The organism is Streptomyces sp. NPDC052109 (genome assembly GCF_040680195.1).
Classification (GTDB): domain Bacteria; phylum Actinomycetota; class Actinomycetes; order Streptomycetales; family Streptomycetaceae; genus Streptomyces.
The window spans coordinates 1,010,700-1,036,530 of the sequence record NZ_JBFAWF010000001.1; the positions used below are offsets into that span (position 1 = coordinate 1,010,700).

General features: G+C 70.3%; 23 protein-coding genes and 1 riboswitch. Of the genes, 18 read left to right on the forward strand and 5 right to left on the reverse strand.

The window, feature by feature from the left end:
* Nucleotides 1-13 precede the first annotated feature (13 nt).
* From coxB to AB0L59_RS04615, 4 genes are all read left to right on the forward strand, one after another.
* A complete protein-coding gene (gene coxB / locus AB0L59_RS04600) occupies nucleotides 14-976 on the forward strand; it encodes a cytochrome c oxidase subunit II (RefSeq protein WP_365579104.1) in 963 nt (320 codons plus the stop codon).
* A complete protein-coding gene (gene ctaD, locus AB0L59_RS04605; RefSeq protein ID WP_365579106.1) occupies nucleotides 973-2,706 on the forward strand; it encodes a cytochrome c oxidase subunit I in 1,734 nt (577 codons plus the stop codon). Before coxB ends, ctaD begins: the two co-directional genes overlap by 4 nt.
* The gene (locus AB0L59_RS04610; protein WP_365579108.1) at nucleotides 2,703-3,101 is read left to right on the forward strand and encodes a cytochrome c oxidase subunit 4; all 399 of its coding nucleotides are present in this window, start codon (nucleotides 2,703-2,705) and stop codon (nucleotides 3,099-3,101) included. Before ctaD ends, AB0L59_RS04610 begins: the two co-directional genes overlap by 4 nt.
* A 153-nt stretch (nucleotides 3,102-3,254) precedes the next feature.
* Entirely contained in the window at nucleotides 3,255-4,514 is a 1,260-nt protein-coding gene (locus AB0L59_RS04615; protein WP_365579110.1) for an Ig-like domain-containing protein, read from the forward strand.
* A 103-nt stretch (nucleotides 4,515-4,617) separates the two neighbouring features.
* Here the strand turns inward: AB0L59_RS04615 and AB0L59_RS04620 are convergent, their stop codons facing one another.
* A complete protein-coding gene (locus AB0L59_RS04620) occupies nucleotides 4,618-5,019 on the reverse strand; it encodes a hypothetical protein (protein ID WP_365579112.1) in 402 nt (133 codons plus the stop codon).
* Between the two features lie 167 nt (nucleotides 5,020-5,186).
* On the opposite strand from AB0L59_RS04620, the gene AB0L59_RS04625 reads away from it, so the two are divergent.
* The 6 genes from AB0L59_RS04625 to AB0L59_RS04650 all read left to right on the forward strand — a co-directional run bounded on the left by AB0L59_RS04625 (nucleotide 5,187) and on the right by AB0L59_RS04650 (nucleotide 12,270).
* Nucleotides 5,187-5,807 carry a heme-copper oxidase subunit III gene (locus AB0L59_RS04625; RefSeq protein ID WP_351203789.1) on the forward strand — a complete coding sequence of 207 codons (621 nt, stop codon included), beginning with the start codon at nucleotides 5,187-5,189 and terminating at the stop codon, nucleotides 5,805-5,807.
* A 63-nt stretch (nucleotides 5,808-5,870) separates the two neighbouring features.
* The gene (locus AB0L59_RS04630; protein WP_365579114.1) at nucleotides 5,871-6,683 is read left to right on the forward strand and encodes a c-type cytochrome; all 813 of its coding nucleotides are present in this window, start codon (nucleotides 5,871-5,873) and stop codon (nucleotides 6,681-6,683) included.
* On the forward strand, nucleotides 6,680-7,738 hold the full coding sequence (locus tag AB0L59_RS04635) for a Rieske 2Fe-2S domain-containing protein (protein ID WP_365579116.1): 1,059 nt from the start codon (nucleotides 6,680-6,682) through the stop codon (nucleotides 7,736-7,738). The genes AB0L59_RS04630 and AB0L59_RS04635 overlap by 4 nt, the downstream gene beginning before the upstream one ends.
* Nucleotides 7,735-9,369 carry a cytochrome bc complex cytochrome b subunit gene (locus AB0L59_RS04640; RefSeq protein WP_365579118.1) on the forward strand — a complete coding sequence of 545 codons (1,635 nt, stop codon included), beginning with the start codon at nucleotides 7,735-7,737 and terminating at the stop codon, nucleotides 9,367-9,369. The genes AB0L59_RS04635 and AB0L59_RS04640 overlap by 4 nt, the downstream gene beginning before the upstream one ends.
* A gap of 126 nt (nucleotides 9,370-9,495) precedes the next feature.
* A complete protein-coding gene (gene trpD, locus AB0L59_RS04645; RefSeq protein ID WP_365579120.1) occupies nucleotides 9,496-10,560 on the forward strand; it encodes an anthranilate phosphoribosyltransferase in 1,065 nt (354 codons plus the stop codon).
* Between the two features lie 85 nt (nucleotides 10,561-10,645).
* A riboswitch (SAM riboswitch) is annotated at nucleotides 10,646-10,762 on the forward strand.
* A 146-nt stretch (nucleotides 10,763-10,908) separates the two neighbouring features.
* The gene (locus AB0L59_RS04650) at nucleotides 10,909-12,270 is read left to right on the forward strand and encodes an aminotransferase class V-fold PLP-dependent enzyme (RefSeq protein WP_365579122.1); all 1,362 of its coding nucleotides are present in this window, start codon (nucleotides 10,909-10,911) and stop codon (nucleotides 12,268-12,270) included.
* Between the two features lie 511 nt (nucleotides 12,271-12,781).
* Here AB0L59_RS04650 and AB0L59_RS04655 read toward each other — a convergent pair.
* Both AB0L59_RS04655 and AB0L59_RS04660 read right to left on the reverse strand, forming a co-directional pair.
* Nucleotides 12,782-13,063 (reverse strand): Lrp/AsnC ligand binding domain-containing protein, encoded by a 282-nt coding sequence (locus tag AB0L59_RS04655; RefSeq protein ID WP_365579124.1) that lies wholly within the window; start codon nucleotides 13,061-13,063, stop codon nucleotides 12,782-12,784.
* On the reverse strand, nucleotides 13,060-13,803 hold the full coding sequence (locus AB0L59_RS04660) for a rhomboid family intramembrane serine protease (protein WP_365579126.1): 744 nt from the start codon (nucleotides 13,801-13,803) through the stop codon (nucleotides 13,060-13,062). The genes AB0L59_RS04655 and AB0L59_RS04660 overlap by 4 nt, the downstream gene beginning before the upstream one ends.
* 160 nt (nucleotides 13,804-13,963) lie before the next feature.
* Here AB0L59_RS04660 and AB0L59_RS04665 point away from each other — a divergent pair, with 160 nt between their 5' ends.
* From AB0L59_RS04665 to AB0L59_RS04685, 5 genes are all read left to right on the forward strand, one after another.
* Nucleotides 13,964-14,203, forward strand: coding sequence for a hypothetical protein (locus AB0L59_RS04665; RefSeq protein WP_094220145.1), 240 nt, complete (start codon nucleotides 13,964-13,966; stop codon nucleotides 14,201-14,203).
* Nucleotides 14,204-14,244: 41 nt separating this feature from the next.
* Entirely contained in the window at nucleotides 14,245-15,588 is a 1,344-nt protein-coding gene (locus tag AB0L59_RS04670) for an NYN domain-containing protein (RefSeq protein WP_365579129.1), read from the forward strand.
* A gap of 220 nt (nucleotides 15,589-15,808) precedes the next feature.
* Nucleotides 15,809-16,843, forward strand: a complete 1,035-nt coding sequence (locus AB0L59_RS04675; RefSeq protein WP_365579131.1) for an NlpC/P60 family protein — start codon at nucleotides 15,809-15,811, stop codon at nucleotides 16,841-16,843.
* A gap of 276 nt (nucleotides 16,844-17,119) precedes the next feature.
* Nucleotides 17,120-18,148 carry an NlpC/P60 family protein gene (locus AB0L59_RS04680; RefSeq protein WP_365579133.1) on the forward strand — a complete coding sequence of 343 codons (1,029 nt, stop codon included), beginning with the start codon at nucleotides 17,120-17,122 and terminating at the stop codon, nucleotides 18,146-18,148.
* 28 nt (nucleotides 18,149-18,176) lie between these two features.
* On the forward strand, nucleotides 18,177-19,370 hold the full coding sequence (locus tag AB0L59_RS04685) for a hypothetical protein (RefSeq protein ID WP_365579135.1): 1,194 nt from the start codon (nucleotides 18,177-18,179) through the stop codon (nucleotides 19,368-19,370).
* A gap of 28 nt (nucleotides 19,371-19,398) precedes the next feature.
* Here the strand turns inward: AB0L59_RS04685 and AB0L59_RS04690 are convergent, their stop codons facing one another.
* Nucleotides 19,399-19,929, reverse strand: a complete 531-nt coding sequence (locus AB0L59_RS04690; protein ID WP_365579138.1) for a PadR family transcriptional regulator — start codon at nucleotides 19,927-19,929, stop codon at nucleotides 19,399-19,401.
* Nucleotides 19,930-20,024: 95 nt separating this feature from the next.
* Between AB0L59_RS04690 and AB0L59_RS04695 the strand changes: the two genes are divergently transcribed.
* A complete protein-coding gene (locus tag AB0L59_RS04695) occupies nucleotides 20,025-21,347 on the forward strand; it encodes an MATE family efflux transporter (protein ID WP_365579523.1) in 1,323 nt (440 codons plus the stop codon).
* Nucleotides 21,348-21,508: 161 nt separating this feature from the next.
* Here AB0L59_RS04695 and AB0L59_RS04700 read toward each other — a convergent pair whose 3' ends face one another.
* On the reverse strand, nucleotides 21,509-22,744 hold the full coding sequence (locus AB0L59_RS04700) for a glycosyltransferase family 87 protein (RefSeq protein WP_365579140.1): 1,236 nt from the start codon (nucleotides 22,742-22,744) through the stop codon (nucleotides 21,509-21,511).
* Between the two features lie 157 nt (nucleotides 22,745-22,901).
* On the opposite strand from AB0L59_RS04700, the gene AB0L59_RS04705 reads away from it, so the two are divergent.
* Together AB0L59_RS04705 and AB0L59_RS04710 are read left to right on the forward strand one after the other, a co-directional pair.
* Nucleotides 22,902-24,044 carry a glycosyltransferase family 4 protein gene (locus AB0L59_RS04705; protein ID WP_365579143.1) on the forward strand — a complete coding sequence of 381 codons (1,143 nt, stop codon included), beginning with the start codon at nucleotides 22,902-22,904 and terminating at the stop codon, nucleotides 24,042-24,044.
* A gap of 185 nt (nucleotides 24,045-24,229) precedes the next feature.
* Nucleotides 24,230-25,816, forward strand: coding sequence for a GMC oxidoreductase (locus AB0L59_RS04710; RefSeq protein WP_365579145.1), 1,587 nt, complete (start codon nucleotides 24,230-24,232; stop codon nucleotides 25,814-25,816).
* The last annotated feature ends 15 nt before the right edge of the window (nucleotides 25,817-25,831 follow it).

The following is a 25,831-nucleotide window of genomic DNA, read 5'->3' on the forward strand; positions in this document are numbered from 1 at the left end:
GGGAAGGCGCTACGTGAGTCCCAACGGCTCCGACCGCTCGCCGCGGCGCCCGATGCGGCGGAAGCTGCTGCAGGCACTGACCGCGGGCCTGGTCCTGGCGACCGCAACCGGTTGCACATACAAGGACTTCCCCCGCCTTGGCATGCCCACCCCGACCACGGAAGAGGCTCCGCGGATCCTCTCCCTGTGGCAGGGCTCCTGGGCTGCCGCGCTCGCCGTCGGCGTGCTGGTGTGGGGCCTGATCCTGTGGAGCGCCATGTTCCACCGGCGCAGCCGCACCAAGGTCGAGGTACCTCCGCAGACTCGGTACAACATGCCGATCGAGGCCCTGTACACGGTGGTCCCGATCATCATCATCTCGGTGCTCTTCTACTTCACGGCCCGGGACGAGTCGAAGCTGCTCAGCCTCACCGACAAGAAGCCGGACGTCACGGTCAACGTCGTCGGCTACCAGTGGAGCTGGGGCTTCAACTACATCGAGAACGTCCCCGGGGTCTCCGGAGACGCGAAGACCGACAAGAACCTGGACGCCATTCCGGACCGGTTCAAGAAGGAATTCCCGGCCAACGCCGGCGGTGTATACGACGCCGGTACGCCCGCCACGCGGAACCCGCAGACGAACAACCCCGGTCCGACGCTCTGGCTCCCCAAGGGCGAGACGGTCCGCTTCGTCCTCACCTCTCGTGACGTCATCCACTCCTTCTGGGTGGTGCCGTTCCTGATGAAGATGGACGTGATCCCGGGCCACACCAACGCGTTCCAGGTGACCCCCAACAAGGAGGGCACCTTCCTCGGCAAGTGCGCCGAGCTCTGCGGCGTCGACCACTCCCGGATGCTGTTCAACGTGAAGGTCGTCTCCCCGGCGGCTTACCAGAAGCATCTCCAGGACCTCGCCAAGAAGGGGCAGACCGGTTACATTCCCGCCGGCATCGCGCAGACGAGCCACGAGAAGAACCGGGAGACGAACAACCTGTGAGCATCCTCAACGAACCCCAGGGTGCCGCGGCTGCCGAAGGCTTGTACGCGGACGAGCAGCCGGTCAGGCGCAAGCAGCCCGGCAATGTCGTGGTGAAGTGGCTGACGACCACCGACCACAAGACGATCGGGACGATGTACCTCGTTACGTCGTTCGCGTTCTTCCTGATCGGTGGCGTGATGGCGCTGCTCATGCGCGCCGAGCTGGCCCGGCCGGGCCTGCAGATCATGTCGAACGAGCAGTTCAACCAGGCGTTCACGATGCACGGCACGATCATGCTGCTGATGTTCGCGACGCCGCTGTTCGCCGGCTTCACGAACTGGATCATGCCGCTGCAGATCGGCGCGCCGGACGTGGCGTTCCCCCGGCTGAACATGTTCGCCTACTGGCTGTACCTGTTCGGCTCGACCATCGCGGTGGGCGGCTTCCTCACCCCCCAGGGTGCGGCCGACTTCGGCTGGTTCGCCTACTCCCCGCTGTCGGACGCGGTCCGCAGCCCGGGCGTCGGCGCCGACATGTGGATCATGGGTCTGGCCTTCTCCGGCTTCGGCACGATCCTCGGTGCGGTCAACTTCATCACCACGATCATCTGCATGCGCGCCCCGGGCATGACCATGTTCCGCATGCCGATCTTCGTGTGGAACGTGCTGCTGACCGCCGTCCTGGTCCTGCTCGCCTTCCCGGTCCTCGCGGCCGCGCTGTTCGCCCTGGAGGCGGACCGTAAATTCGGCGCCCACGTCTTCGACGCGGCGAACGGCGGCGCCCTGCTGTGGCAACACCTCTTCTGGTTCTTCGGACACCCAGAGGTGTACATCATCGCCCTGCCGTTCTTCGGCATCATCTCCGAAGTGATCCCGGTGTTCTCCCGTAAGCCGATGTTCGGCTACATGGGCCTGATCGCCGCGACCATCTCCATCGCCGGCCTGTCCGTGACCGTGTGGGCCCACCACATGTACGTCACCGGCGGTGTGCTGCTGCCGTTCTTCTCCTTCATGACCTTCCTGATCGCCGTGCCGACCGGTGTGAAGTTCTTCAACTGGATCGGCACGATGTGGAAGGGCTCGCTGTCCTTCGAGACGCCGATGCTCTGGGCGACCGGCTTCCTGATCACCTTCACGTTCGGTGGTCTGACCGGTGTCATCCTGGCCTCGCCGCCGATGGACTTCCACGTCTCCGACTCGTACTTCGTGGTGGCCCACTTCCACTACGTGGTCTTCGGCACGGTCGTCTTCGCGATGTTCTCCGGCTTCCACTTCTGGTGGCCGAAGATGACCGGCAAGATGCTGGACGAGCGGCTCGGCAAGATCACCTTCTGGACGCTGTTCATCGGCTTCCACGGCACCTTCCTGGTCCAGCACTGGCTGGGCGCCGAGGGCATGCCGCGTCGTTACGCCGACTACCTGGCGGCCGACGGCTTCACCACCCTGAACACGATCTCGACCATCAGCTCCTTCCTGCTCGGCCTGTCGATCCTGCCGTTCCTCTACAACGTGTGGAAGACGGCCAAGTACGGCAAGCCGGTCGGCGTGGACGACCCGTGGGGCTACGGCCGCTCGCTGGAGTGGGCGACCTCCTGCCCGCCGCCGCGGCACAACTTCGTCACCCTGCCGCGGATCCGCAGCGAATCCCCGGCGTTCGATCTGCACCACCCTGAGATCGCCGCGCTCGAGCAGCTCGAGCACGCCGGTCACGGCACCGCCGTCGCGGGCAGCAAGGAGGCCGGCAAGTGAAGATCCAGGGTCGGATGTTCATCTGGCTGAGCGTCTTCATCCTGATCATTGCCATCGTGTATGGCGTGTGGTCGAAGGAGCCGGCCGGTACCACCGCACTGTTCCTGGCCTTCGGCCTGAGCGTCATGATCGGCTTCTACCTGGGCTTCACCGCCCGGCGGGTCGACGCGGGCGCCCAGGACAACAAGGAGGCGGACGTCGCGGACGACGCGGGTGAGCTGGGCTTCTTCAGCCCGCACAGCTGGCAGCCGCTCATGCTGGGCTTCGGCGGCGCGATCGCCTTCCTCAGCATCGCGGTCGGCTGGTGGCTGATCTACTTCTCCGCCCCGTTCATCGTGGTCGGCCTGTTCGGCTGGGTGTTCGAGTACTACCACGGCGAGAACCGCACCCAGTAGCACACGGGAGCACATCCCGGGAGCCCGGTTCCTCCATCAGGAGGGCCCGGGCTCCCTGCTTTCCCCGGGCGTTTCGTTCATACGCCGTAGTGTCGTTCGCTCGTACGGGCTACCTGGCGCGCCAATGGGGTCAGCGCCTCATAGCGTGATCGTATGAACCACACTCCGCGGACCCGCACCGTCGTCAGCTGCGCCATGCTGGTGACCGCCCTCGGCGCGGGCGTCACCGCCTGCGGTTCGGACGGCAACCCCCTGTCGGCCAAGCCGTACGACGCGGCGGACGTGATCTCCTTCAGCGGCCCCATCGGTGAGGGAAAACCGGCCGACCCGGACAAGCCTCTCGAGATCACCGCCGACGGCGATGACCTCATCACCGACGTCACCGTCCAGGACTCCGCAGGGCGCTATGTGGCGGGTGAACTCGCCGCCGACGGCGGTCGGTGGCACAGCACCGCTCCACTGGCCGCCAACGCCCACTACACGGTCACGGTGAGCACCGAGGACAGCAACGGCGCGCCCGGCCGCAAGGTCCTCACGTTCGACACCACCAAGCCCACCAACAAGAAGCGGCTGACCGTCACCTTCGGGCCGAACTCGGGCCAGTACGGCGTCGGACAGCCCATCACCGCCCAACTCGACCAGGAGGTCAAGGACAAGGCGCAGCGGGCCGTCGTGGAGCGTGCGCTGCGGGTGGACTCCACACCGGCCGTGCAGGGCTCCTGGTACTGGGTGAACAGCAAGGAACTCCACTACCGGCCCCAGGAGTACTGGCCCACCCACGCCACCATCACGGTGCACAGCAACCTGGACGGCATCAGGATCAGCGACCGGCTGTGGGGCGGCCCGGCCAAGCCGGTGAAGATCACCACGGGTGACCGGATCGAGGCCGTCACGGACGCGGCGGCGCACGAGCTGACGTTCTACCAGGACGGCAAGGCGCTCCAGCAGATCCCCGTCACCACGGGCAAACCCGGCTACGACACCCGCAACGGTGTCAAGGTCGTGCTGGAGAAGGCATACGTCGTACGCATGCGCGGCACCACGATCGGCATCGCCGCGGGGACGTCCGACTCCTACGACCTGTCGGTCTACTACGCCACGCGGGTGACGTGGTCCGGCGAGTACGTCCACGCCGCGCCCTGGTCCGTGGGCTCACAGGGCTACGCGAACGTCAGCCACGGCTGCACCGGCATGAGTACGTCGAACGCACAGTGGTTCTTCAACCACATTCACACGGGCGACATCGTCAAGGTCGTCAACTCCAGGGGTCATGCGATGGAGCACTTCGGCAACGGCTTCGGCGACTGGAACGTCGACTGGAAGAACTGGCAGAAGGGCAGCGCCCTGACCAACGACAAGCAGGCCGGCCCGTCGGCGGGGGACACGGTGAGACTGCAGCCGGCGGCCCTGTGAGCACCCCGGAGGGGCGCGGAGCCGAGTGCGATGCGCGGCTGCCGCCGCCTGGGCGCGACCGGCCCGCCACCGCACCCGCGCACGCTCGGGGCGCCCCTCCCCGCTAGGCGCTCAGCAACCGCCGCTGACGGAGCAGAGAGGCCAACGCCGAGGCGAACTCGACCGGATCCACCGGCAGGGTGACCGCGGCGTCGGCCCGGCTCCACGTGGCCAGCCACGCGTCCTGCGGCCGTCCCATCAGCAGCAGCACCGGCGGGCAGTTGAACACCTCGTCCTTGATCTGCCGGCACACGCCCATGCCCCCCATGGGCACGGCCTCCCCGTCCAGCACGCACACGTCGACACCGCCCTTGTCCAGCTCGCGCAGCACCGCGCCCGGAGTCGCGCACTCGACGAACTCGACGAAGGGGACGTCGGGAGCCGGCCTGCGACCGGTGGCCAGCCGTACTTGCTCGCGGGTGTTGGAGTCGTCGCTGTAGACCAGCACCGTGGCGGTCGGCTGCATTGTTCCTCCGGGACGTCAGCGTCGTACGGACGGGACGGACAGGGCCGTTCGGGGCGGAGCTTACTCCCGTCGAAGTGCCCATGAACACCACGTCAACACCGGTTCGGCGGGCAGCAACACTCCGAACGGCACCCCCCGGAGTGAGGGCGGGATAAGCGACCGACATAATGTCGGTCGTGGCGACAGCAACGACAGTAGAAACCGGGCACGCGCACCCGTCGGTCAACCGGCCGAACCTCACCAGCGTCGGAACCATCATCTGGCTGAGTTCCGAGCTGATGTTCTTCGCGGCCCTCTTCGCGATGTACTTCACCCTGCGATCGGTGACGGGTCCGGCGCACTGGAAGCACATGGCCGACGCGCTCAATGTGCCCTTCTCCGCGACGAACACCACGATCCTGGTGCTCTCCTCGCTCACCTGCCAGCTCGGCGTGTTCGCGGCCGAGCGGGGCGACGTGAAGAAGCTCAGAGGGTGGTTCATCCTCACCTTCATCATGGGTGCGATCTTCATCGGCGGTCAGATCTACGAGTACACGAGCCTGGTGAGGGACGAGGGCATCTCGCTCTCCTCCGACCCGTACGGCTCGGTGTTCTACCTGACCACCGGCTTCCACGGCCTGCACGTGACCGGCGGTCTCATCGCCTTCCTGCTGGTCCTTGGCCGCACCTACATGGCCAAGAGGTTCACCCACGAGCAGGCGACGGCCGCCATCGTCGTGTCCTACTACTGGCACTTCGTCGATGTGGTCTGGATCGGCCTTTTCGCCACGATCTACCTGATCAAGTAGCCGGGACCGGCTCCCGCACATCCAGAAGCACCGACGCAGAAGATCCTGACACCGGGGTAATCCGTGAAAAAGCTCTCCGCACGACGACGCCATCCGCTGGCGGCGGTCGTCGTCCTACTCCTCGCGCTGGCGGCCACTGGGGGGCTGTACGCCGCGTTCGCACCCGCGGGCAAGGCGCAGGCCGATGATTCCGCCCAGTCCCTGACCATCAAGGAGGGCAAGAAGCTCTACGAGGTCGGCTGCGCCAGCTGCCACGGCACCGGTGGCCAGGGCTCCTCCGACGGCCCGAGCCTGGTCGGCGTGGGCGCCGCGGCCGTCGACTTCCAGGTCGGCACCGGCCGTATGCCGGCCGCCACCTCGCAGGGCGCCCAGATCCCGCGCAAGAAGGTCGTCTACAACCAGGCGCAGATCGACCAGCTCGCCGCGTACATCGCCTCGCTGGGCGCCGGCCCGAGCGTGCCCACCAAGGACCAGTACGGCCCGGAGGGTGCGGACATCGCCAAGGGTGGCGAGCTGTTCCGCACCAACTGCGCGCAGTGCCACAACTTCACCGGCAAGGGTGGCGCCCTGACCAAGGGCAAGTTCGCACCGACCCTCGAGGGTGTCGACCCCAAGCACATCTACGAGGCCATGCAGACCGGCCCGCAGAACATGCCGTCCTTCCCCGACACCACGCTGTCCTCGAAGAACAAGAAGGACATCATCGCGTACCTGCACGCGGTCGACAGCAGCGAGACGACGAACCCCGGCGGTCTGGAGCTGGGCGGCCTCGGGCCGGTCAGTGAGGGTCTGTTCGCCTGGATCTTCGGTCTCGGCGCGCTGATCGTGGTCGCCGTCTGGGTCGCCGCTCGGACCGCAAAGGCCAAGAAGTCATGAGTAGCCAAGACATTCCAGAAGAGAACCTGCCTGCTGAGCAGGACCACGCCCACGGTGCGGTGTCGGTCGCGGACGAGGAGAACCCGTTCGCCGACCCGGGGTTGCCGCCCCACGAGCACCGCATCCAGGACATCGACGAGCGGGCCGCCCGGCGGTCCGAGCGCATGGTGGCCCTCCTGTTCACGGTGTCGATGCTGGCCACGATCGGCTTCATCGTCGCCTACCTGGTGATCCCGAACGACAAGTCGATCTTCGTCTTCCCGATCGGTCATCTCAGCGCGATGAACTTCGCGCTGGGCCTGACCCTCGGCGTGGCGCTGTTCTGCATCGGCGCGGGCGCGGTCCACTGGGCCCGCACCCTGATGTCGGACGTGGAGGTCGCCGACGACCGGCACCCGATCGAGGCCTCTCCCGAGGTCCGGGCGAAGGTCCACGAGGACTTCCGCCAGGGCGCGAAGGAGTCGGCGCTCGGCCGCCGCAAGCTGATCCGCAACACGATGTTCGGTGCGCTGGCCCTGGTGCCGCTCTCCGGCGTCATGCTGCTCGGCGGCCTCGGCCCCGCGCCCAGCACCTCGCTGCGCCACACCCTGTGGGCCAAGGGCAAGCGCCTGGTCAACATGAACACGAACCTGCCGCTGCGTCCCGAGGACGTCGCCGTCGGCTCGCTCACGTTCGCCAAGCCCGAGGGCCTGGAGGAGACGTCCGAGGAGTTCCAGACGGAGATCGCCAAGGCGGCCCTGATGATCGTCCGGCTGCAGCCGGGCAACATCAAGGACAAGCGCGAGCTCGACTGGTCGCACGAGGGCATCGTCGCCTTCTCGAAGATCTGCACCCACGTCGGCTGCCCGATCTCGCTGTACGAGCAGCAGACGCACCACGTGCTGTGCCCGTGCCACCAGTCCACCTTCGACCTCTCCGACGGTGCCCGAGTGATCTTCGGTCCCGCCGGCCACGCCCTGCCGCAGCTGCGCATCGGCGTGGACAGTGACGGTTACCTCCAGGCGCTCGGCGACTTCGAGGAGCCCGTCGGTCCTGCATTCTGGGAGCGCGGATGAGTACTGCAGCGAACGAGACCCGCTCTCGCGGGCAGGCTCCGGCCGGCGAGCGGATCGCCGACTGGGCCGACGGCCGGCTCGGGATCTACTCCCTGGCCAAGTCGAACATGCGCAAGATCTTCCCCGACCACTGGTCGTTCATGTTGGGCGAAGTGTGCATGTACAGCTTCATCATCATCATCCTGACGGGTGTCTATCTGACACTGTTCTTCCACCCGTCGATGAACGAGGTCGTGTACCACGGCTCGTATGTCCCGCTCCAGGGACAGCTGATGTCCGAGGCGTTCAACTCGACCCTGCACATCTCCTTCGACGTGCGCGGTGGTCTGCTCATGCGGCAGATCCACCACTGGGCCGCGCTGATCTTCCTGGCCGGCATGTTCGCGCACATGATGCGCGTGTTCTTCACCGGCGCGTTCCGCAAGCCGCGTGAGATCAACTGGCTGTTCGGCTTCCTGCTGTTCGTCCTCGGCATGTTCACCGGCTTCACCGGTTACTCGCTCCCGGACGACCTGCTCTCCGGCACCGGTGTCCGCTTCATGGAGGGCGCGATCCTGTCCGTGCCGATCGTCGGCACGTACCTGTCGTTCTTCCTGTTCGGCGGTCAGTTCCCCGGCCACGACTTCGTCGCCCGGTTCTACTCGATCCACATCCTGCTGCTGCCGGGCATCATGCTCGGCCTGATGGTGGGCCACCTGATCCTGGTCTTTTACCACAAGCACACGCAGTTCGCGGGTCCCGGAAAGACCGAGAAGAACGTCGTCGGCATGCCGCTGCTGCCGGTCTACATGGCCAAGGCCGGAGGCTTCTTCTTCCTGGTCTTCGGTGTCATCGCGGCCATCGCGGCGGTCGCCCAGATCAACCCGATCTGGGCCATGGGCCCCTACCGTCCGGACCAGGTGTCCACCGGCGCCCAGCCCGACTGGTACATGGGCTTCTCCGAGGGCCTGATCCGCTTCATGCCGGGCTGGGAGATCAACTTCTGGGGTCACACGCTCGTCCTGGGCGTGTTCATCCCGCTGATGATCTTCCCGCTGGTCCTGGTGGCGATCGCGGTCTACCCGTTCCTCGAGTCGTGGGTCACCGGCGACAAGAGCGAGCACCACATCCTGGACCGCCCGCGCAACGCCCCGACCCGTACCGGGTTCGGTGTCGCCTGGATGACGATCTACCTGACCCTGCTGGTCGGTGGTGGCAACGACCTGTGGGCCACGCACTTCCACCTGTCGATCAACGCGGTCACCTGGTTCGTCCGGATCTTCTTCTTCGTCGGCCCGGTCCTCACGTTCCTCGTCACCAAGCGGATCTGCCTCGGCCTGCAGCGCCGCGACCGCGAGAAGGTGCTGCACGGCCGTGAGACCGGCATCATCAAGCGCCTGCCGCACGGTGAGTTCATCGAGGTGCACGAGCCGCTCAGCCAGGAGCAGCTGCACACCCTCACGGCTCACCACCAGTACGAGCCGGCCGAGATCGGCCCGACGGTCGACGAGAACGGTGTCGAGCGCAAGGTCGGCGCCTCGGAGCGGCTGCGGGTGAAGCTGTCCAACGCCTACTACGGCGAGGACAACCAGATCCCGAAGCCGTCCGTCGACGAGTACAAGGAGATCACGAGCGGCCACGGCCACCACTGATCCCACGTCGCCACGCCACGCCGAAGGGCCCCGTCCGGGTTACGGACGGGGCCCTTCGCCCTGCCCGGGGGTCGATAGGGTGGGATCAACCACTGATTTCGTGTGTACGACACCCAGGAGCGGCTTATGAGCGCTGTGACCCCCGCTGGAGGCGACACCGCGGCGGGCCGCTCCTGGCCCGCCCTGCTGAACGGCCTGCTGGACGGCCGGAACCTGTCCGCGGACGACACCGCGTGGGCGATGGACCTGATCATGCGCGGTGAGGCCACCGACGCGCAGATCGCCGGCTTCATGGTGGCGCTGCGGGCCAAGGGCGAGACCGTCGAGGAGATCATCGGGCTCGTCCGCACGATGTACGCGCACGCCAACGTGATCGAGGTGCCGGGCCCGGCCGTCGACATCGTCGGCACCGGCGGCGACGGCGCCAAGACGGTGAACATCTCCACGATGTCGTCGATCGTCGTCGCGGGCACCGGTGCCAAGGTCGTCAAGCACGGCAACCGCGCCGCGTCCTCCGCGTCCGGCTCCTCCGACGTCCTGGAGAAGCTCGGGATCAATCTGAACCTGACCCCGCAGCGGGTCGCCGAGGTCGCCGAAGAAGCCGGCATCACCATCTGCTTCGCGGTGAAGTTCCACCCGTCGTTGCGTCATGTCGCCCCGGCCCGCGGCCAGTTGGGCATCCGCACCACCTTCAACGTGCTGGGCCCGCTGACCAATCCGGCCCATGTGCGCGCCCAGGCCGTCGGTGTGGCCGACCCCCGGATGGCGCCGATCGTGGCCGGTGTCCTCGCCGAGCGCGGCAACTCCGCGCTGGTCTTCCGCGGCGACGACGGCCTGGACGAGCTGACGACGACATCCACCTCGCGGGTGTGGGTGGTCCGGGACGGCAAGGTCACGGAGGAGTCCTTCGACCCGCGGCACGTGGGCATCGACCTCGTCCCGGTGGACGCCCTGCGCGGCGCCGACGCCGCGTACAACGCGGAGGTGGCGCGGCGTCTGCTGGACGGCGAGCAGGGTGCGGTGCGGGACGCGGTGCTGCTGAACGCGGCGGCGGCCCTGGTGGCCCTCCACCCGACGGACGCTTCGCTGGCCGACCAGCTCCGGGCCGGCATGGCCAGGGCCACCGAGTCCATCGACTCGGGCGCGGCGAAGCGGACGCTGGAGCGCTGGGTGGCGGCCAGCAATCGCTGATTCCCGCCCGGTGTGACGCAGGGCGCAGTCCGGATGGCGGACTGCGCCTTGCGTACGCAAGATCGTGTGGCAGGATACTGAACCAGGTCATGAGTGACAGTCATTCGGCCCCGGCCGGCTGTCCGGCAACCCTCCGTCCGTGGCGGGGTGCCCCGGGTGAAGACCAGGCCGTAGGCAGCGAGGTCTACGGCAAGCGCGGACCCCTCACGAAACCAGGGGTCCTGGTCGTCGAGGAGCCTTCCGTGAGCAAGCGAATGCGATAGGGCCGCAGAGCCCCGCCTCCGCATCCCTCTTTTCTCTTCCTCTTCCGTACGTCCCTTCGGCGTACGTCCTCACGGGAGTTCACCCATGTCTGTGTTCACCGCTGCCTCCGACCAGTCCGTTTGCTCACCTCTGCCCGTTCTGGGCCGGGATGTCACCGTTCCGCTCGTCACCGGCGGCGAGGTCACCTACGCGGCCCTCGACTACGCGGCCAGCGCCCCCGCCCTGCAGCGCGTCTGGGACGACGTGTCCGCCTACGCGCCGTACTACGGCAGCGTCCACCGCGGCGCCGGCTACCTTTCCCAGCTCTCCACCGACCTGTTCGAGAACGCCCGCAGGACGGTCGCGGAGTTCCTCGGCTGCCGCGCCGACGACCAGGTGGTCTTCACCCGCTCGACCACCGACTCCCTGAACCTGCTCGCCCGGGCCATCCCCGCCGACTGCCAGGTCTTCGTCTTCGAGACCGAACACCACGCCTCCCTGCTGCCCTGGCAGCACGCCCGCGTCACCTACCTCAACGCCCCGCGCACGCCGCAGCAGGCCGTCACGACCCTGGAGCGGGCCCTCGCCGGCCGTGAGCCCCACGGACCGGCCCTGGTCTGCGTCACCGGCGCCTCCAACGTCACCGGCGAGCTGTGGCCGGTGCGCGAACTGGCCGCCGCGGCGCACGCGCACGGTGCCCGGATCGTCCTCGACGCCGCCCAGCTCGCCCCGCACCAACCGGTGAACCTCCGTGACCTGGACGTCGACTGGGTCGCCTTCTCCGGCCACAAGCTCTACGCCCCCTTCGGCTCCGGTGTCCTGGCCGGCCGTGCCGACTGGCTGCGCGCGGCCGAGCCGTACCTCGCGGGCGGCGGCGCCAGCCGCAAGGTGACCCGGCGTCAGGACGGCGGAGTGGACGTGGAGTGGCACGAGAGCGCCGCCCGCCACGAGGCCGGCTCCCCGAACGTCATCGGCGCCTACTCCATCGCCTCGGCCTGCAAGGCGCTCACCGAGGCCGGCTGGGACACCCTGATCGCCCGCGAACAGCACCTGATCGCCAGGGCCCGCGCGGGCCTCGCCGAGGTCCCCGAGGTGAAGGTCCTCTCCCTCTTCGGCGACGACGCCCCGCGCGTCGGTGTCATCTCCTTCGTCGTGGAGGGCTGGAACAGCTCCCACTTCGCCGCCGCGCTCTCCGCCGAGTACGGCATCGGGGTCCGCGACGGTCTCTTCTGCGCCCACCCCCTCGTCCGCACCCTCCTCGGCAGCGACCCCCAGAGTCAGGGTGAATGCGGTGCCCCCGAGGCAGCGCCGGGCGAGAAGTCCCTGAACGCCATCCGCGTGAGCTTCGGCGCGGGCACCCCCGACGAGCACGTGGACCGCTTCGTCGCGGCCGTGAGGGAACTCGTCACCGAGGGTGCGAAGTGGACGTACAGGACGGAGGACGGCCGCTGCGTACCCGCGGTGTGAAGCCGGCGCAGGCGCCACCCCTGAGAGGCGCGGGAAACGGCGCGAGCGGCCAAGGCCGGATCCGCGCTCGCCGCCGGTGATCGGAAGCCCGCCGGCCAGGGCTCCCCGGGTGTCCCGGGCCCGCCGCCATGCCGCGGAGGGGCCGGGTGACCGGCTCGGGTGCGGCGCGACGCGGCCTCCGCGCCGGCGAAGTCGGCGGCCGCGCCCCACTGGCCGCCACAGCCACTGCGGAATCCTCCGTTGCGGCCGCCACCGGCTACCCGCCGTGCCGGGTGGTCACGGACGGTTGGCGGTGGCCCGCCACGAACCCGGTCGGGTAATCCAGCGGCACTGCGGTCGTCGGGGGCGCAGGGTGCACGGGCAGCCACGGCGATGTCCGGCCGGCGGTGGACGCGGGGCGCCGACGGTGACGGAGGCGGCCGCCGTCCACGCGTCCGGACCGGTGCGGGTCCGCGGGCCGCCGCCTCTGCGTCCCCTCGGGCCCCGGCAGCGCGGCCGGCGACAGGACCGCCTAGTTGTCCAGCCCGATCGAGAAGGCGGCCTCCAGGTCGTGCTGGGAGTACGTCCGGAACGCGACGTGCGTGTCGGTGGCCTCCACGCCGGGGATCCTGCTGATCCGGCCGGGGATGATGTCGGCCAGGTCGTCGTGCCGGCGGACCCGGACCATGGCGATCAGGTCGTAGGTGCCGGTGACCGAGAAGACCTCGCTGACGCTCTCCAGCGCGGCGATCTGCTCCGCGATCTCGGGGATCCGGTCCACGCTGGTCTTGATGAGGACGATCGCGGTGATCACGGCTGGTTCTCTCCCTCGGGTGCCGGAGCTGGGGCCGACTTCACTCTAGTCGTACGGCCGTAACGGGCCCACGCGTAGCCGAAGCCCAGGCCGAACCCCACGAGGTGCGCGAGGTACGCCACCCCGGGACCGTCGGAGCTCTGCTCCGCCGCCGCCCACTGCAGTGCCGCCCAGCACGGCAGCACGACCCATGCGGGGAACCGCAGCGGCAGGAAGAAGAGGAACGGGAGAAGACTGGTCACACGGGCGCGTGGGAACAGGTAGAGGAACGCACCCAGGACCGCCGAGATCGCCCCGGAGGCGCCGACCAGCGACTGCGTCGAGGCGGCGTTGGCGGCCGCGTAGCCGAGCAGGGCCAGATAACCGCAGCCGACGTAGAAGACGGTGAACTCCACCCGGCCCATCCGTTCCTCGGTCATCGCGCCGAAGACGAAGAGGAAGAGCATGTTGCCGAGCAGATGCACCCAGCTGCCGTGGACGAACAGGGCCGTGGCGGGGGTCAGGGCCGCGCGCACGGGCCTGGCGAACAGCTCGGCCGGGACCACGCCCCAGCGCCGGAAGTACGCCCGCTGCGCGGCGAGCAGCGCGTCCCCGGATCCGTACCCCGGGACGAGACCCGAGGCCGGCCCCAGGGCGAAGAGCAGACAGCACAGGGCGATGAGGCCGTACGTCATCGGTGCTGATGTGCTCCGGACCGCCCTGAGGGCCCTGCCGGCCGCCGTGCTCCACGCCCTGATCATGAACACAGAGCATGACGTAACGGGACGCAAGCTGACAGACCGCCTCGCCGCCGTGGACGGGCCAGCGGCGACTCCCCGCCAGGCCGTAGGGTTACGGCCACACGCGTCGGCCGGCGGCGCGGCAGCGAGCATGAGCGAGAGAAGGAAGCGGACAGCCACGATGACGGTTCCCCTGCCGACCGCGACCACCCGGTGGCGCTGCACCCTGTGCGGCAACCTCACCCGGTTCGACGTGACCCGTTCCTCGAAGGTCGTCGAGTACATCCACCTCGATCTGGCCGGGGAGCCGACCGTGGAGGAGCGTGAGGTGGTCAGTGAGACCATCGAGTCGGTGCGCTGCCGCTGGTGCAACGCGGTGGATCAGGTGGAACTGGTGGACAGGCCGGGTGCCGGCTCCTGAGCGGAGCGGCCCCGAAGAAGTGACGTAGTGGGGTGTGACGGATGGTGGAGACCGCAGGCGGGGGGCCGGGCGACGGCACCGCTGAGGTGCTTGACCGTCCGCTGCCCGACGGGGTGCGCCGCAGAGTCGTACAGATCGTCTCGGACGGTTTCGGCGGGCTGACCATGGCGGAACTGCCCGCCCAGCTGAGGCAGTACGCCCGGTTCACCCCCACTCGCCGGGCGAAGTTCGCCGGGAACGCGATGGCGTCTGCGCTGGAGACCGACGCGCTGTTCAGGCAGCGGATCGGGGAGAAGCTCAGAGAGGCCCAGCCGGAACTCGCCGGCGCCCTCGACTCCGGCTCGCCGCCCCCGGCCGCGGACCCGCTCGACGTGGCGGCCGCGGCCTATGTACTGCGCCCGGCGGGCTGGGTGAAGCTGGTCACGGCGGCCGGCGAGGAGGCCCAGCGCGCGGACGCCGAGCGCGCCGACGAGGAGAGCCGGGCCGAACTGGAGCGGCTGCGCGCCGAGCTGGCCCAGGCCCGCGAGCACACCCGCGCCGAGACCGAACGGCTGCGCGCGGAGTTCGAGTCGGCGAAGAGGGAAGCGGAATCGCTTCACCGCAAGCTCCGGGCCGCCCTGAGCGACGTCAAGCGCGGCGAGGCCGCGCTGCGCAAGGCCCAGGGCGAGATGGACGCCGTGCGCGCCGAGGCGCATCTGCGGGTGTCGGCCGCCGAGAGCGAGTCCCGCCGGCTCAGGGCCCGTCTCGGCGAGGCCGAGGCCGCACTGGAGGCCACCCGCCGGGCGGCCCGCGAGGGCCGCAGCGTGGAGGACATGCGGGTGCGGCTGCTGCTCGACACCCTGCTGGACGCGACGCAGGGGCTCAGGCGTGAACTCGCCCTGCCCCCGGTGTCCGTGCGGCCCGCCGAGACCGTGGACGCGGTCGAACCGGGACGCATGACACCGAAGGACATCGCGGCCCGTGCCCTGTCGGAGCATGATCCGGCCATTCTCGACCAGCTGCTCGCGCTGCCGCAGGCGCATCTGGTGGTCGACGGCTACAACGTCACCAAGACCGGCTATCCGCAGATGCCGCTGGAGAAGCAGCGGCTGCGGCTGCTCGGTCAGCTCTCCGCGCTCGCCGCGCAGACCGGTGCCGAGGTGACCTGTGTCTTCGACGGCGCCGAACTGGCCGCGCCGGTGCTGCTCGCACCGCCGCGCGGGGTGCGGGTGCTGTTCTCCAAGCCGGGTGTCACGGCCGACGAGCTGATCCGTCAGCTCGTGCGCGCGGAGCCGCCGGGCCGTCCGGTCATCGTCGCCTCCACCGACCGGGAGGTGGCCGACGGGGTCGCGAAGGCGGGCGCCCGGCCGGTCGCCTCTGCGGTGCTTCTCAAGCGACTGTCCTGAACGCCCAACGGGCATATGCAATGCCCGAATTGGTCGTATCGTCACGCAACGTAGTGTCAATCGCGCATCACAGCATGTGAGTTGTGTGCAAAGAATGCATTGTGTGACGGGGTTTTTTGGTGTGAGGATTTGAACTGATCACAAGTGGGTCACTAGGGTCTGGGCTCGAACCTCCGAACGGGTGATCGCTCACTCACTCACGAGAAGGAGTTCGTCCTCCGTGGCGTCCCATCGTCGACCCAAGCAGCAGAGTCGCGCTCGCGTGACCGTGCTGACCACCGCCGCCGCCGCTGCCGTCGTGCTGAGCGCGAACGCCGCCAACGCCGCGCCGAGCCAGAAGCTCAGCAAGGACCAGGTCAAGGCCAAGGTCGACGAGCTCTACCAGCAGGCGGAGCAGGCTTCCGAGAAGTACGACGGGGCCAAGGACAAGCAGCAGAAGCTGCAAAAGGAAATATCCACCATCCAGGACAATGTCGCCCGAGGTCAGGAAGACCTCAACAAACTGCGCGACGGGCTGGGTTCGCTGGCCACCTCGCAGTACCGCTCCGGCGGCATCGACCCCTCGGTCCAGCTCTTCCTGTCCTCCAACCCGGACGACTTCCTCGACAAGGCCTCCACGCTCGACCAGTTGAGCGCCCAGCAGGTCGACGCGCTGAAGAAGATTCAGGACAAACAGCGCGAACTGGCCCAGGAGCGAGCGGAAGCCACCGAGAAGCTCAAGGACCTCTCGGCCACGCGCACCGAGCTGGAGCAGAACAAGAAGAAGATCCAGGCCAAGCTCGCGGACGCGCAGAAGATCCTCAACACGCTCACGGCCAAGGAGAAGGCGGACCTGGCCGCCCAGCAGGCGCGCGCCGATCGCTCCGCCAGCGCGCGGGTCGACCTCGGCAACAGCACCCCTGCCTCCGGCCGGGCGGGCGCGGCCTTCGCCGCCGCCCAGAGCGTGATCGGCTCGCCGTACGTCTACGGCGCCTCCGGCCCGTCCTCCTTCGACTGCTCGGGTCTGACCTCCTGGGCCTACGCCCAGGCCGGCGTCTCCATCCCGCGCACCTCCGAGGCGCAGGCCACCATCGGCACCCGGATCAGCTCGATCAACGACCTCCAGGTCGGCGACCTGGTGTTCTTCTACGGCGACATCCACCACGTCGGCCTCTACGCCGGCAACGGCCAGGTGCTGCACGCCCCGCACACCGGTGCCGTGGTCCGCTACGAGGCGATCTCCGACATGCCGTTCCAGTTCGGCGTCCGCGTCTGATACCGCCCAGCCCCCGAAACGCGGTCTGATACCCCGCCGAGGCGGCGGAAACGCTGACCCGGCGGCGCCCGAACGGGCGAATCGCCTGGACCGGAACTGACTCCACGCCCCGCCGCTGACCTGGGTCAGCGGCGGGGCGTCACTGTGTGTTGACGCCCCGGTCGTCAGCCGGGGTCCTTCCGCACGGCTACTGTCTGCCGCGTTTCCCCGGTGCCGGGGCCTCCCCGTCCCCAGGCGCCGGGGGAGCAGTCTCTGTCCGCCAGCAGAAGGACTGCCGTGGGCTCTCACCGCCGCCTTGCCCCTTCCGGATTCGACCGGGGCGCCGTCGCCCTGTGCGTGCTGTCGGCCGCGGCCGCCACGCTCGGCGCCGTACCGGCGCACGCGGCTCCGCACGGCGACACCCACGCCGAGGTGGACCTGCTCTACCAGGAGGCGGAGCAGGCGACCCAGGCCTTCGACAAGGCCCAGGAGCGGGCGGGCACGCTGCGCCGCGAGGTGCGCGACGCCCAGGACCACATCGCCCGGCAGCAGCTGCGGATCAACTCGCTGCGCGAGGAGCTCGGTTCGCTGGCCGGCGCACAGTACCGTGCGGGCGGCATCGACCCGGCCGTCGCGCTGCTCTTCTCCGACGACCCCGCCGACTACCTCGACAGGGCGTCCACCCTCGACCGTATCGACGTCCACCAGGCGGTCCAGCTGCGGGAGTTGCAGTCGGCGATGCGGGAGCTCGCCCAGGAGCGCGCGGAGGCGGCCGGGAAGCTCTCCGCGCTGGAGGACAGCCGCAAGGCGGTGGCCGCGCACAAGCGGACCGTCGAGAAGAAGCTCACCAGGGCCCGGCAGCTGCTCAACGCGCTCCCGGCCGCCGAGCGCGCCGCCTTCGACCGGACCTCGCGCTCCGACGACTCCGGCCGCGTCGACCTGCCCGACCTGCCCGACCTGACCGGGGCTGTCGCCCCCGACGCCCGCGCCGCCGCCGCGGTGGCCGCCGCCCGCTCCGCCCTCGGCCGCCCGTACGTGTGGGGCGCCAGCGGCCCCTCCGGCTTCGACTGCTCCGGCCTGATGCGGTGGGCGTACGCGCACGCCGGGATCCAGCTGCCGCGCACCTCGCAGGAACAGCGCTTCGCCGGCCGACGGATCCCGCTGTCCCAGGTCCGCCCCGGCGACCTGGTCGTCTACCGCTCCGACGCCAGCCACGTGGGGATGTACGTCGGCGACGGCCAGGTCATCCACGCCCCCTATCCGGGCGCGGCGGTGCGCTACGACCCCGTCGGGATGATGCCGATCTCCTCGGTCACCCGGCCCTGACCGCGCCGCTCGCCGTTAACATCGGAAAGTGGCTGGTCGCAGACGGGCGTGGAGCATCGGGGCCGTGGGGCTCGGTCTGCTGCTGCCGCTGGCCGGGTGCGGCGGCACGCCGGCCGACCCCGCCCGCACCGAGGTGCAGCATCTGCTCGACCTGCGCTCCGCCGCCCTCCTCGGCCACGACGAGACGGCGTACGGGACGACGGGCACCAGGACGGAGTACACCCGGCTGCGGGCCCTCCCGCTGGCCTCCTGGTCCTACCTGGTCACCGCCGTGCGCCACACCTCCTCCGGCGCCACCGTGGACGCCGACCTCAGCTACCGCGTCGCCGGGTACGACAAGGCCCCCGTGGACGCCCGCCGCACCCTCACCCTCGGCCGCACCGCCGACGGGAAGTGGTACGTCACCGCCGACAGGCCCGCCGTGCAGGCCGGGCAGCAGCTGTGGGACCAGGGCCCGGTGACCGCCGTCAAGGGCACGCACAGCCTGGTCCTGGGCACCGGCCGGACGGCCGCCGCGCTGCGCCCGTACGCCACGCTGGCCGACCGCGCCGTCCCGGCCGTCTCGCGGGCCTGGGGCACCGACTGGACCCGCCATGTCGTCGTCCTCGTCCCGCACTCCCTCCAGGGCATGGCGGGGCTGCTCGGCTCTCCCGCCTCGAACTACCGGGGCATCGCAGCCGTCACCACCGGCGAGGCGGGCGGCTCCGGACGGGCGCCCGCGGACCGGGTGGTGGTCAACCCGGAGGCGTACGCCGTCCTCGGCGACCTCGGCAAACAGGTGGTGCTCACCCACGAGACCACCCACGTGGCCACCCGGGCGCAGACCACCGCCGCGACCCCGCTGTGGCTCTCCGAGGGCTACGCGGACTGGATCGGCTACCTCGGCACCGGCCGCACCCCGACCGAGGCCGCGCCGGAGCTCACCCGCGCGGTGCAGGACGGCCACCCGCCCACCGCGTTGCCGACCGACAAGGACTTCGGCTTCACCAGCGATCCGGCCGAGCTCGCCCGGGCCTACGAGGGCGGCTGGCTGGCCTGCCGGATGATCGCCGACCACTGGGGCACGGCCCGGCTCGACGCCTTCTACCGTGCCGTCGGCGCCCACGACAGGCGGGCGGGCGCGGTCGAGGGCGCCCTGAAGAAGGTGCTCGGCACCACCCCCGAGGCCTTCACCGCGCAGTGGCGGGAGTATGTGCGCACCCAGCTGACCCGGACCGAGTGACCTCGGCCCGACGCGCCCTGCGTGACGGTCAGCCGGACCCGGCGAGCGTCTCGATGGCCTCGCGCAGCCAGGTCCGCTCCGCCTTCCCGGTGGCCCGGGCGACCCGCAGCATGCCCTCCCGGAACAGGTCCCCGGCCTCCTCCGCGTGCACCGGCGCGCCCTTGCGGTAGAAGAAGCTCGACGGGGTCTCGAGGAAGTCCAGCCGGCGGCGCAGCACCGCGGCCTGCTCCGCGGGGTCGTCCAGGTGCCGCAGGAAGGCCAGGAGCGTGTTGAAGCGGACGTGGTCGGTGATCTCCGCCTGCTTGGGGTCGCGCAGCCGCGCGAGCAGCTCCGCGCGGCCCTCGGCCGTCAGGGACAGCACCCGGCGCGGGGCGGCGCTCACGCCGTCCTCGGTGCGCTGGTCCAGCAGCCCGGCGGCGACGAGCCGGTTGATGGCCGGGTAGAGCGCGCCGTCGCTGACCGGGCGGACATGGCCGCTCAGCGCCCTGATGCGCTCCTTCAGCTCGTAACCGTGCAGCGGTTCCTCGGCGAGGAAGCCCAGGATCGACAACTCCAGCACGCGGTTTCCTCCTTGCGGGGGCGGTGACCGCCATGCTAGCTCTTATCGAGCTACCTCGATTCGAGGTAGCTCGATAAGAGAGGCCGGTGTCCACGGTGAACGCCCACCGCAAACAGCTCATAGCCCTCGCCCACCCCGTCTACCTCTCCCTGCTCGCCTCGGTCGCCTCCGGGGTCATCAACACCGTCTGGGTCTCCCGGCTCGGCGGCGGAGCCGTCGCCGCCGTGGCCGTCGCCACCAACACCGAGAACGTGCTGCTCGGCGTGGCCCTGGTCTTCGCCTCCGGTACGACCGTGCTGGTGGCACACGGCAGAGGGGCCCGGGACCCGGCCGCCGTACGCGCCGCCGTACGGGGCGGCTGGGCGCTGTGCGGCCTGGTGACGCCGGTCGTCGCGGCCGGCGGCTTCCTGCTGCGCGGGCAGCTGGCCGGACTGGTCCTCGGCGGCCACGACGGCGGCGCCCTCGGCCTGGCCACCGCCTACTTCGCGATCTCCCTGCCGGGCACGGCCGTCTTCTTCGCCCAGCAGCTCGTCGACGGCATTCTCAAGGGCACCGGCGACACCCGCACACCGATGCGCCTCGCCCTCCTGGCCAACGGACTGATCCTGGTCTGCGACCCCGTCCTGATCCACCTCCACGGCGTCCGGGGCGCCGCCGCCTCCACCGTGCTGTGCCGCACCGTGGCCCTCACGGCGGGGCTGCGCGTCCTGCGCCGCAACGCCCTGCTGCGGACGGCGGCCGCCGCCCCGCCCGCCGGACCGGCCCGTGCAGCCCTGCAGCGCACCCTCGCCACCGGCCTGCCCATGTCCGCCGACTTCACCGTCCGCCAGAGCGGAGCCCTGGTCCTGGTGGCGATCGTGGCCCGGCTCGGGGTGACGGCGGTGGCCGCCTACGCCATCGCCTACAAGATCATGTACGTCGCCACGATGGCCTTCTACGCGGTACGGCAGGCCGCCGCGATCCACACCGCGCACACCCGGGGCACGGGGCAGGACGAGCGGCGCGGCATCGGCCGGCAGGCGGTGCTGGTCTCCGGGACCCTCGGCCTGGCCGCCTCCGCCCTGTTCGCGGTGACGGCCCCCTGGATCATGGCCGCCTTCGGCGCCGGCGGCGCGGTCGCCCACCAGGGCGCGCTGTTCCTGCGCTGTGTCGGCCCCTATCTGCTGCTGATGGCCTGCTTCATCGCGCTCGGCGGGGTCTTCGAGGGCAGCGGCGGGGCACCGGCGCTGCTCCGGGTCACCGTGCTCGGCACGGCCGTCCAGCTGCCCCTGGCCCACGCCCTGTGCGGCCTCGGCCTGCCCGGCGTGTGCCTGGCGCTGGCGCTCTCCATGGCCGTGCAGTGCGCGGCCGTGGCGGTGCTGCTGCGGCGCCTCGGGCAGCGCGCGAGGGCGCGGGCGTCCCTGGTGCGTGCCGGGTGAACCGGGCACGCACGGGGGCTGCCGTGGCCTGGTCGGCGGGGTGGTCCAGGTCGCGTGAGGCGGCCGGGGCCGCCGGGAGGGCGAGGGCTGCCGTGGCCGGCCGGCTGTCGTGGGACGGCCGTCGTCCCCCCGGCGCCTGTCCCCGGCGCGCTCCTGCCGCGTCAGGAGGAGACCGGGGACTTCCGCGGCCGGGCCGGCTGGGGCGGCAGGGGTGCGGCGGGTGCCGGGGGCACGGTCGAGCGCCACAGCCGGCGGCCCGCCGTGACCGAGGCAGCGACCAGCAGGCCGTTGCGCAGCACCAGCAGCAGGACGCCGTACCGGTCGCTCATCACCACGTGCCCGAAGCCGAGCGGGAACTCCAGGACCGTCAGGAAGGACGCGGCCACCACCATCAGCGCGGGCGCCCCCATCCGGCTCGCCCGGTACGACAGACAGACCGCGGCCAGACCGACCAGCCACACCAGGTACTGCGGGCTGATCACCCGGCTGGTGACCGTGAACAGCAGGACGGCGGTGAAGGCCGCCTCCGCGAGCGTGTGCGGCGCCCTGCGGGCCGCCCGCAGCCGCCACAGCAGCAGCCAGCCGAAGGCCGCGCCGGTCAGCGTCAGCGCCGCCGCACTGACCTGGTCCACGTGCGGGCCCAGGAACTCGATCGACCCGTAGTTCAGCAGCACCTGCCCGTGCCAGCCGAAGTGCCGGGCCACATGGAAGACCAGCGCGCCCAGCGACTCCACCTCGGTGCCCCGGTTCCGCTGGAAGGTCAGGAAGGCGAAGGCGCCCGGCATGGACACCGCGAACAGCGCCGCGAGCCCGGACGCGGTCACCGCCGCCGATGCCCACGCCCGCCGCCGCACGGCACCGACCAGCAGCAGCGCCGGCCACACCTTCAGCAGGGCGCCGAACGCGGTCAGCGCGCCCATCACCCGCGGATGCCGCGCCCCGGCCAGCAGCGCCGCCACGGCCACCGCCGTCACCATCACGTCGTAGCGGGCGTACACCGTCGGGCCGAGCAGCGGTACGCCCGCCACCCACACCCAGGCGCCGCGCAACGACCGGCCCCGGTGCCGGACCGGCCCCAGCAGCAGCGCCAGGACCAGGACGTCGGCGAGGAACGCCAGCACGAAGAAGGCGTGTGTGTAGGACAGGAAGGGCAGGGCGGCGGGGGAGAGCACCGGCAGGGCGGCGGCCGGCGGATACTGCCAGGTCACGTCGTCCAGCGGAAACGTTCCGTGCCGCAGCACCTCGTACCAGCCCCGGTAGATCACCGAGACGTCGGAGGTGACGTCCGGGCCGGGGAAGACGAACACCTGGAAGACGAACAGCAGCAGCGCCGCACGGGTGACGGTCCAGGTCGCGAGCAGCCATGCCAGGGACCGCCCGGCGCCCTTCGTCTCCACGTGCTCCCCTGACGTTCGTTGTCCGCTTCGATCTGCGCGTCGCGGGACCATGATGACGTGCTTGGCTGTGCGCATGCCACAAACCCCGCCGCGTCCGGCCGTGGACGGCCCATTCGGTCCCGGCCGGGTACGGGCCGATTCGGTAGGGTCGGCGGCGATGCACAAGACCCTGATCGTCACCAACGACTTCCCGCCCCGGCCGGGCGGCATCCAGGCCTTCCTGCACAACATGGCCCTGCGCCTGGACCCCGACCGGCTGGTCGTCTACGCCTCCACCTGGAAGCGGAGCCGGGAGGGCGTCGACGCCACGGCCGCCTTCGACGCCGAGCAGCCCTTCACCGTCGTACGCGACCGTACGACCATGCTGCTGCCCACCCCGCAGGCGACCCGGCGAGCGGTCGGGCTGCTGCGCGAGCACGGGTGCGGCTCGGTGTGGTTCGGGGCGGCGGCGCCGCTCGGCCTCATGGCCCCGGCGTTGCGCAGGGCCGGCGCCGAGCGGCTGGTGGCCACCACGCACGGGCACGAGGCCGGCTGGGCCCAGCTGCCCGCCGCCCGGCAACTGCTGCGCCGCATCGGGGACTCGACGGACACGACCACCTACCTGGGCGCGTACACGCGGTCGCGCATCGCCACCGCGCTCAGTCCGGCGGCGGCCGGGCGGATGGTCCAGCTGCCGCCGGGCGTCGACGAGAAGACCTTCCACCCCGGCTCCGGCGGCGAGGAGGTCCGCGCCCGCCTCGGCCTCACCGACCGCCCGGTCGTGGTCTGCGTCTCCCGGCTGGTCCCGCGCAAGGGCCAGGACACCCTGATCCAGGCCATGCCCCGGATCCTCGCCGCCGAGCCCGACACCGTGCTGCTCATCGTCGGCGGCGGGCCCTACGAACGCGATCTGCGGCGGATGGCCGCCGAGACCGGCGTCGGCGGCTCCGTCCGCTTCACCGGCGCGGTCCCCTGGTCCGAGCTGCCCGCCCACTACGGCGCCGGGGACGTCTTCGCCATGCCCTGCCGCACCCGCCGCGGCGGGCTGGACGTGGAGGGCCTCGGCATCGTCTATCTGGAGGCCTCGGCGACGGGCCTGCCGGTGGTCGGGGGCGACTCGGGCGGCGCGCCGGACGCGGTCCTGGACGGCGAGACCGGCTGGGTGGTCAGGGGAGGCTCTCCCGAGGAGGCGGCCGACCGTATCGTGCCCCTGCTCGGCGACCCCGAACTGCGCCGAAGGATGGGCGAGCGAGGCCGCCAGTGGGTGGAAGAGAGATGGCGCTGGGACCTGCTCGCCGAGAAGCTGAAAAACCTGCTGTAGGGCAGACCCCTCAAGGGGCGCGGGGAACCGCGCGGTCGGCCGGGCACGAAACGGCTCCCGCAGGCGAAGCGCCCGGCACCCCGGAAGGCGCCTTTTCCCTTGGCGGAACCCCATAATCCGCCCATGCTGCGCACATGACAGCAAACCTGATGAGACGTCAGCTGACAAGACGTCACATACTTGGTATGGCAGCGCTGCAGACAGCGGCTGCCCTCGGTTTCACCCGCATAGGACTCCAGTCGGCCCGAGCCGCCGAGCCCGCCGCCGTCGAGAACGCCCCCGCCGTCGTCGTCGGCTCCGGGTACGGCGGCGCCGTGGCCGCCCTCCGGCTCGGTCAGGCCGGCACCCGCACCCTCGTGCTGGAGATGGGGCAGCTGTGGAACACCGCCGGCGGCGACGGCAAGGTGTTCTGCTCCACCAGCGCCCCCGACCAGCGCTCCATGTGGTTCCGTACCCGCACCGAGGCCCCGCTCGCCACCTTCCTCTGGCTGGACGTGGTCAACAAGGACATCAGCTCCTACCCCGGCGTCCTGGACCGCGTCCACTACGACGACATGTCCGTCTTCGTCGGCCGCGGCGTCGGCGGCGGCTCCCTCGTCAACGGCGGCATGGCGGTCACGCCCCTGAAGTCGTACTTCACCGAGCAGTTCCCGACCGTCGACGCCGACGAGATGTACGGCACCTACTACCCGCGCGCCCGCGCCATGCTCGGCGTCAACACGGTCGACCCGGCGTGGTTCGAGTCCACCGAGTGGTACCGGTTCACCCGCACCTCCCGGAAGGCGGCCGGCAACGCGGGTCTGAAGACCACCTTCGTGCCGAACGTCTACGACTTCGGCTACATGCGGCAGGAGGCCGCCGGCACGGCCACGAAGTCCGCGCTCGCCGGCGAGGTCATCTACGGCAACAACCACGGCAAGCGCAGCCTCGACAAGAGCTATCTGGCCGCCGCGCTCGGCACCGGCAACGTCACCATCCACACCCTGGAGAAGGTGAAGTCCATCAGCAGGGCGGCCGACGGATCGTACGTGCTGACCGCCGACCGGATCGACACCACCGGCACGGTCGTCGAGACCAAGCAGTACAGCTGCACGTATCTCTTCCTCGGCGGCGGCAGCCTCGGCACCACCGAGCTCCTCGTCCGGGCCCGTGACACCGGCGCCCTGCCCGACCTGAACTCCGCCGTGGGCGCGGGCTGGGGCACCAACGGCAACACCATGGTGGGCCGCGCCAACCACATCTGGGACACCGTCGGCGCCAACGAGGCCACCATGCCCGTGATGGGCATCGACGACTGGGCCAACACCGACAACCCTGTCTTCGCCGAGATCGCCCCGCTGCCCATGGGGTTCGAGCACTGGATCAGCCTGTACCTCGCGATCACCAAGAACCCCGAACGAGCCTCCTTCACCTACGACTCCGCCTCCGGCGCGGTGAGGCTCGGCTGGACGGCCGCCCAGAGCGCGGTGTCGGTGAGCATGGCCAAGAAGCTGTTCGACCGGATCAACCTGGCCAACGCGACCATCTACCGCTACGACCTGTTCGGCTCCGCGGGCAAGGTCTTCGCCGACGATTTCACCTACCACCCGCTGGGCGGCTGTGTCCTCGGGAAGGCCACCGACGACTTCGGCCGGGTGAAGGGCTACGACCGGCTGTACGTCACCGACGGCTCGCTCGTGCCCGGCAACATCGGCGTGAACCCCTTCGTCACCATCACCGCGCTCGCCGAACGCACGATGGCGCGGGTCCTCGCCGAGGACACCGCGCCATGACGCTCCGTCAGGAGG

Bases quoted from the DNA above. Each gene is read 5' to 3' on its own strand.
- AB0L59_RS04665 (WP_094220145.1), top strand. From the start codon at position 13,964: ATGACGGTTCCCCTGCCGACCGCGACCACCCGGTGGCGCTGCACCCTG.
- AB0L59_RS04615 (WP_365579110.1), top strand. From the start codon at position 3,255: ATGAACCACACTCCGCGGACCCGCACCGTCGTCAGCTGCGCCATGCTG.
- AB0L59_RS04625 (WP_351203789.1), top strand. From the start codon at position 5,187: ATGTCGGTCGTGGCGACAGCAACGACAGTAGAAACCGGGCACGCGCAC.
- AB0L59_RS04635 (WP_365579116.1), top strand. From the start codon at position 6,680: ATGAGTAGCCAAGACATTCCAGAAGAGAACCTGCCTGCTGAGCAGGAC.
- AB0L59_RS04705 (WP_365579143.1), top strand. From the start codon at position 22,902: ATGCACAAGACCCTGATCGTCACCAACGACTTCCCGCCCCGGCCGGGC.
- AB0L59_RS04660 (WP_365579126.1), bottom strand. From the start codon at position 13,803: ATGATCAGGGCGTGGAGCACGGCGGCCGGCAGGGCCCTCAGGGCGGTC.
- AB0L59_RS04640 (WP_365579118.1), top strand. From the start codon at position 7,735: ATGAGTACTGCAGCGAACGAGACCCGCTCTCGCGGGCAGGCTCCGGCC.
- AB0L59_RS04670 (WP_365579129.1), top strand. From the start codon at position 14,245: ATGGTGGAGACCGCAGGCGGGGGGCCGGGCGACGGCACCGCTGAGGTG.
- AB0L59_RS04620 (WP_365579112.1), bottom strand. From the start codon at position 5,019: ATGCAGCCGACCGCCACGGTGCTGGTCTACAGCGACGACTCCAACACC.
- AB0L59_RS04710 (WP_365579145.1), top strand. From the start codon at position 24,230: ATGGCAGCGCTGCAGACAGCGGCTGCCCTCGGTTTCACCCGCATAGGA.
- trpD (WP_365579120.1), top strand. From the start codon at position 9,496: ATGAGCGCTGTGACCCCCGCTGGAGGCGACACCGCGGCGGGCCGCTCC.
- AB0L59_RS04650 (WP_365579122.1), top strand. From the start codon at position 10,909: ATGTCTGTGTTCACCGCTGCCTCCGACCAGTCCGTTTGCTCACCTCTG.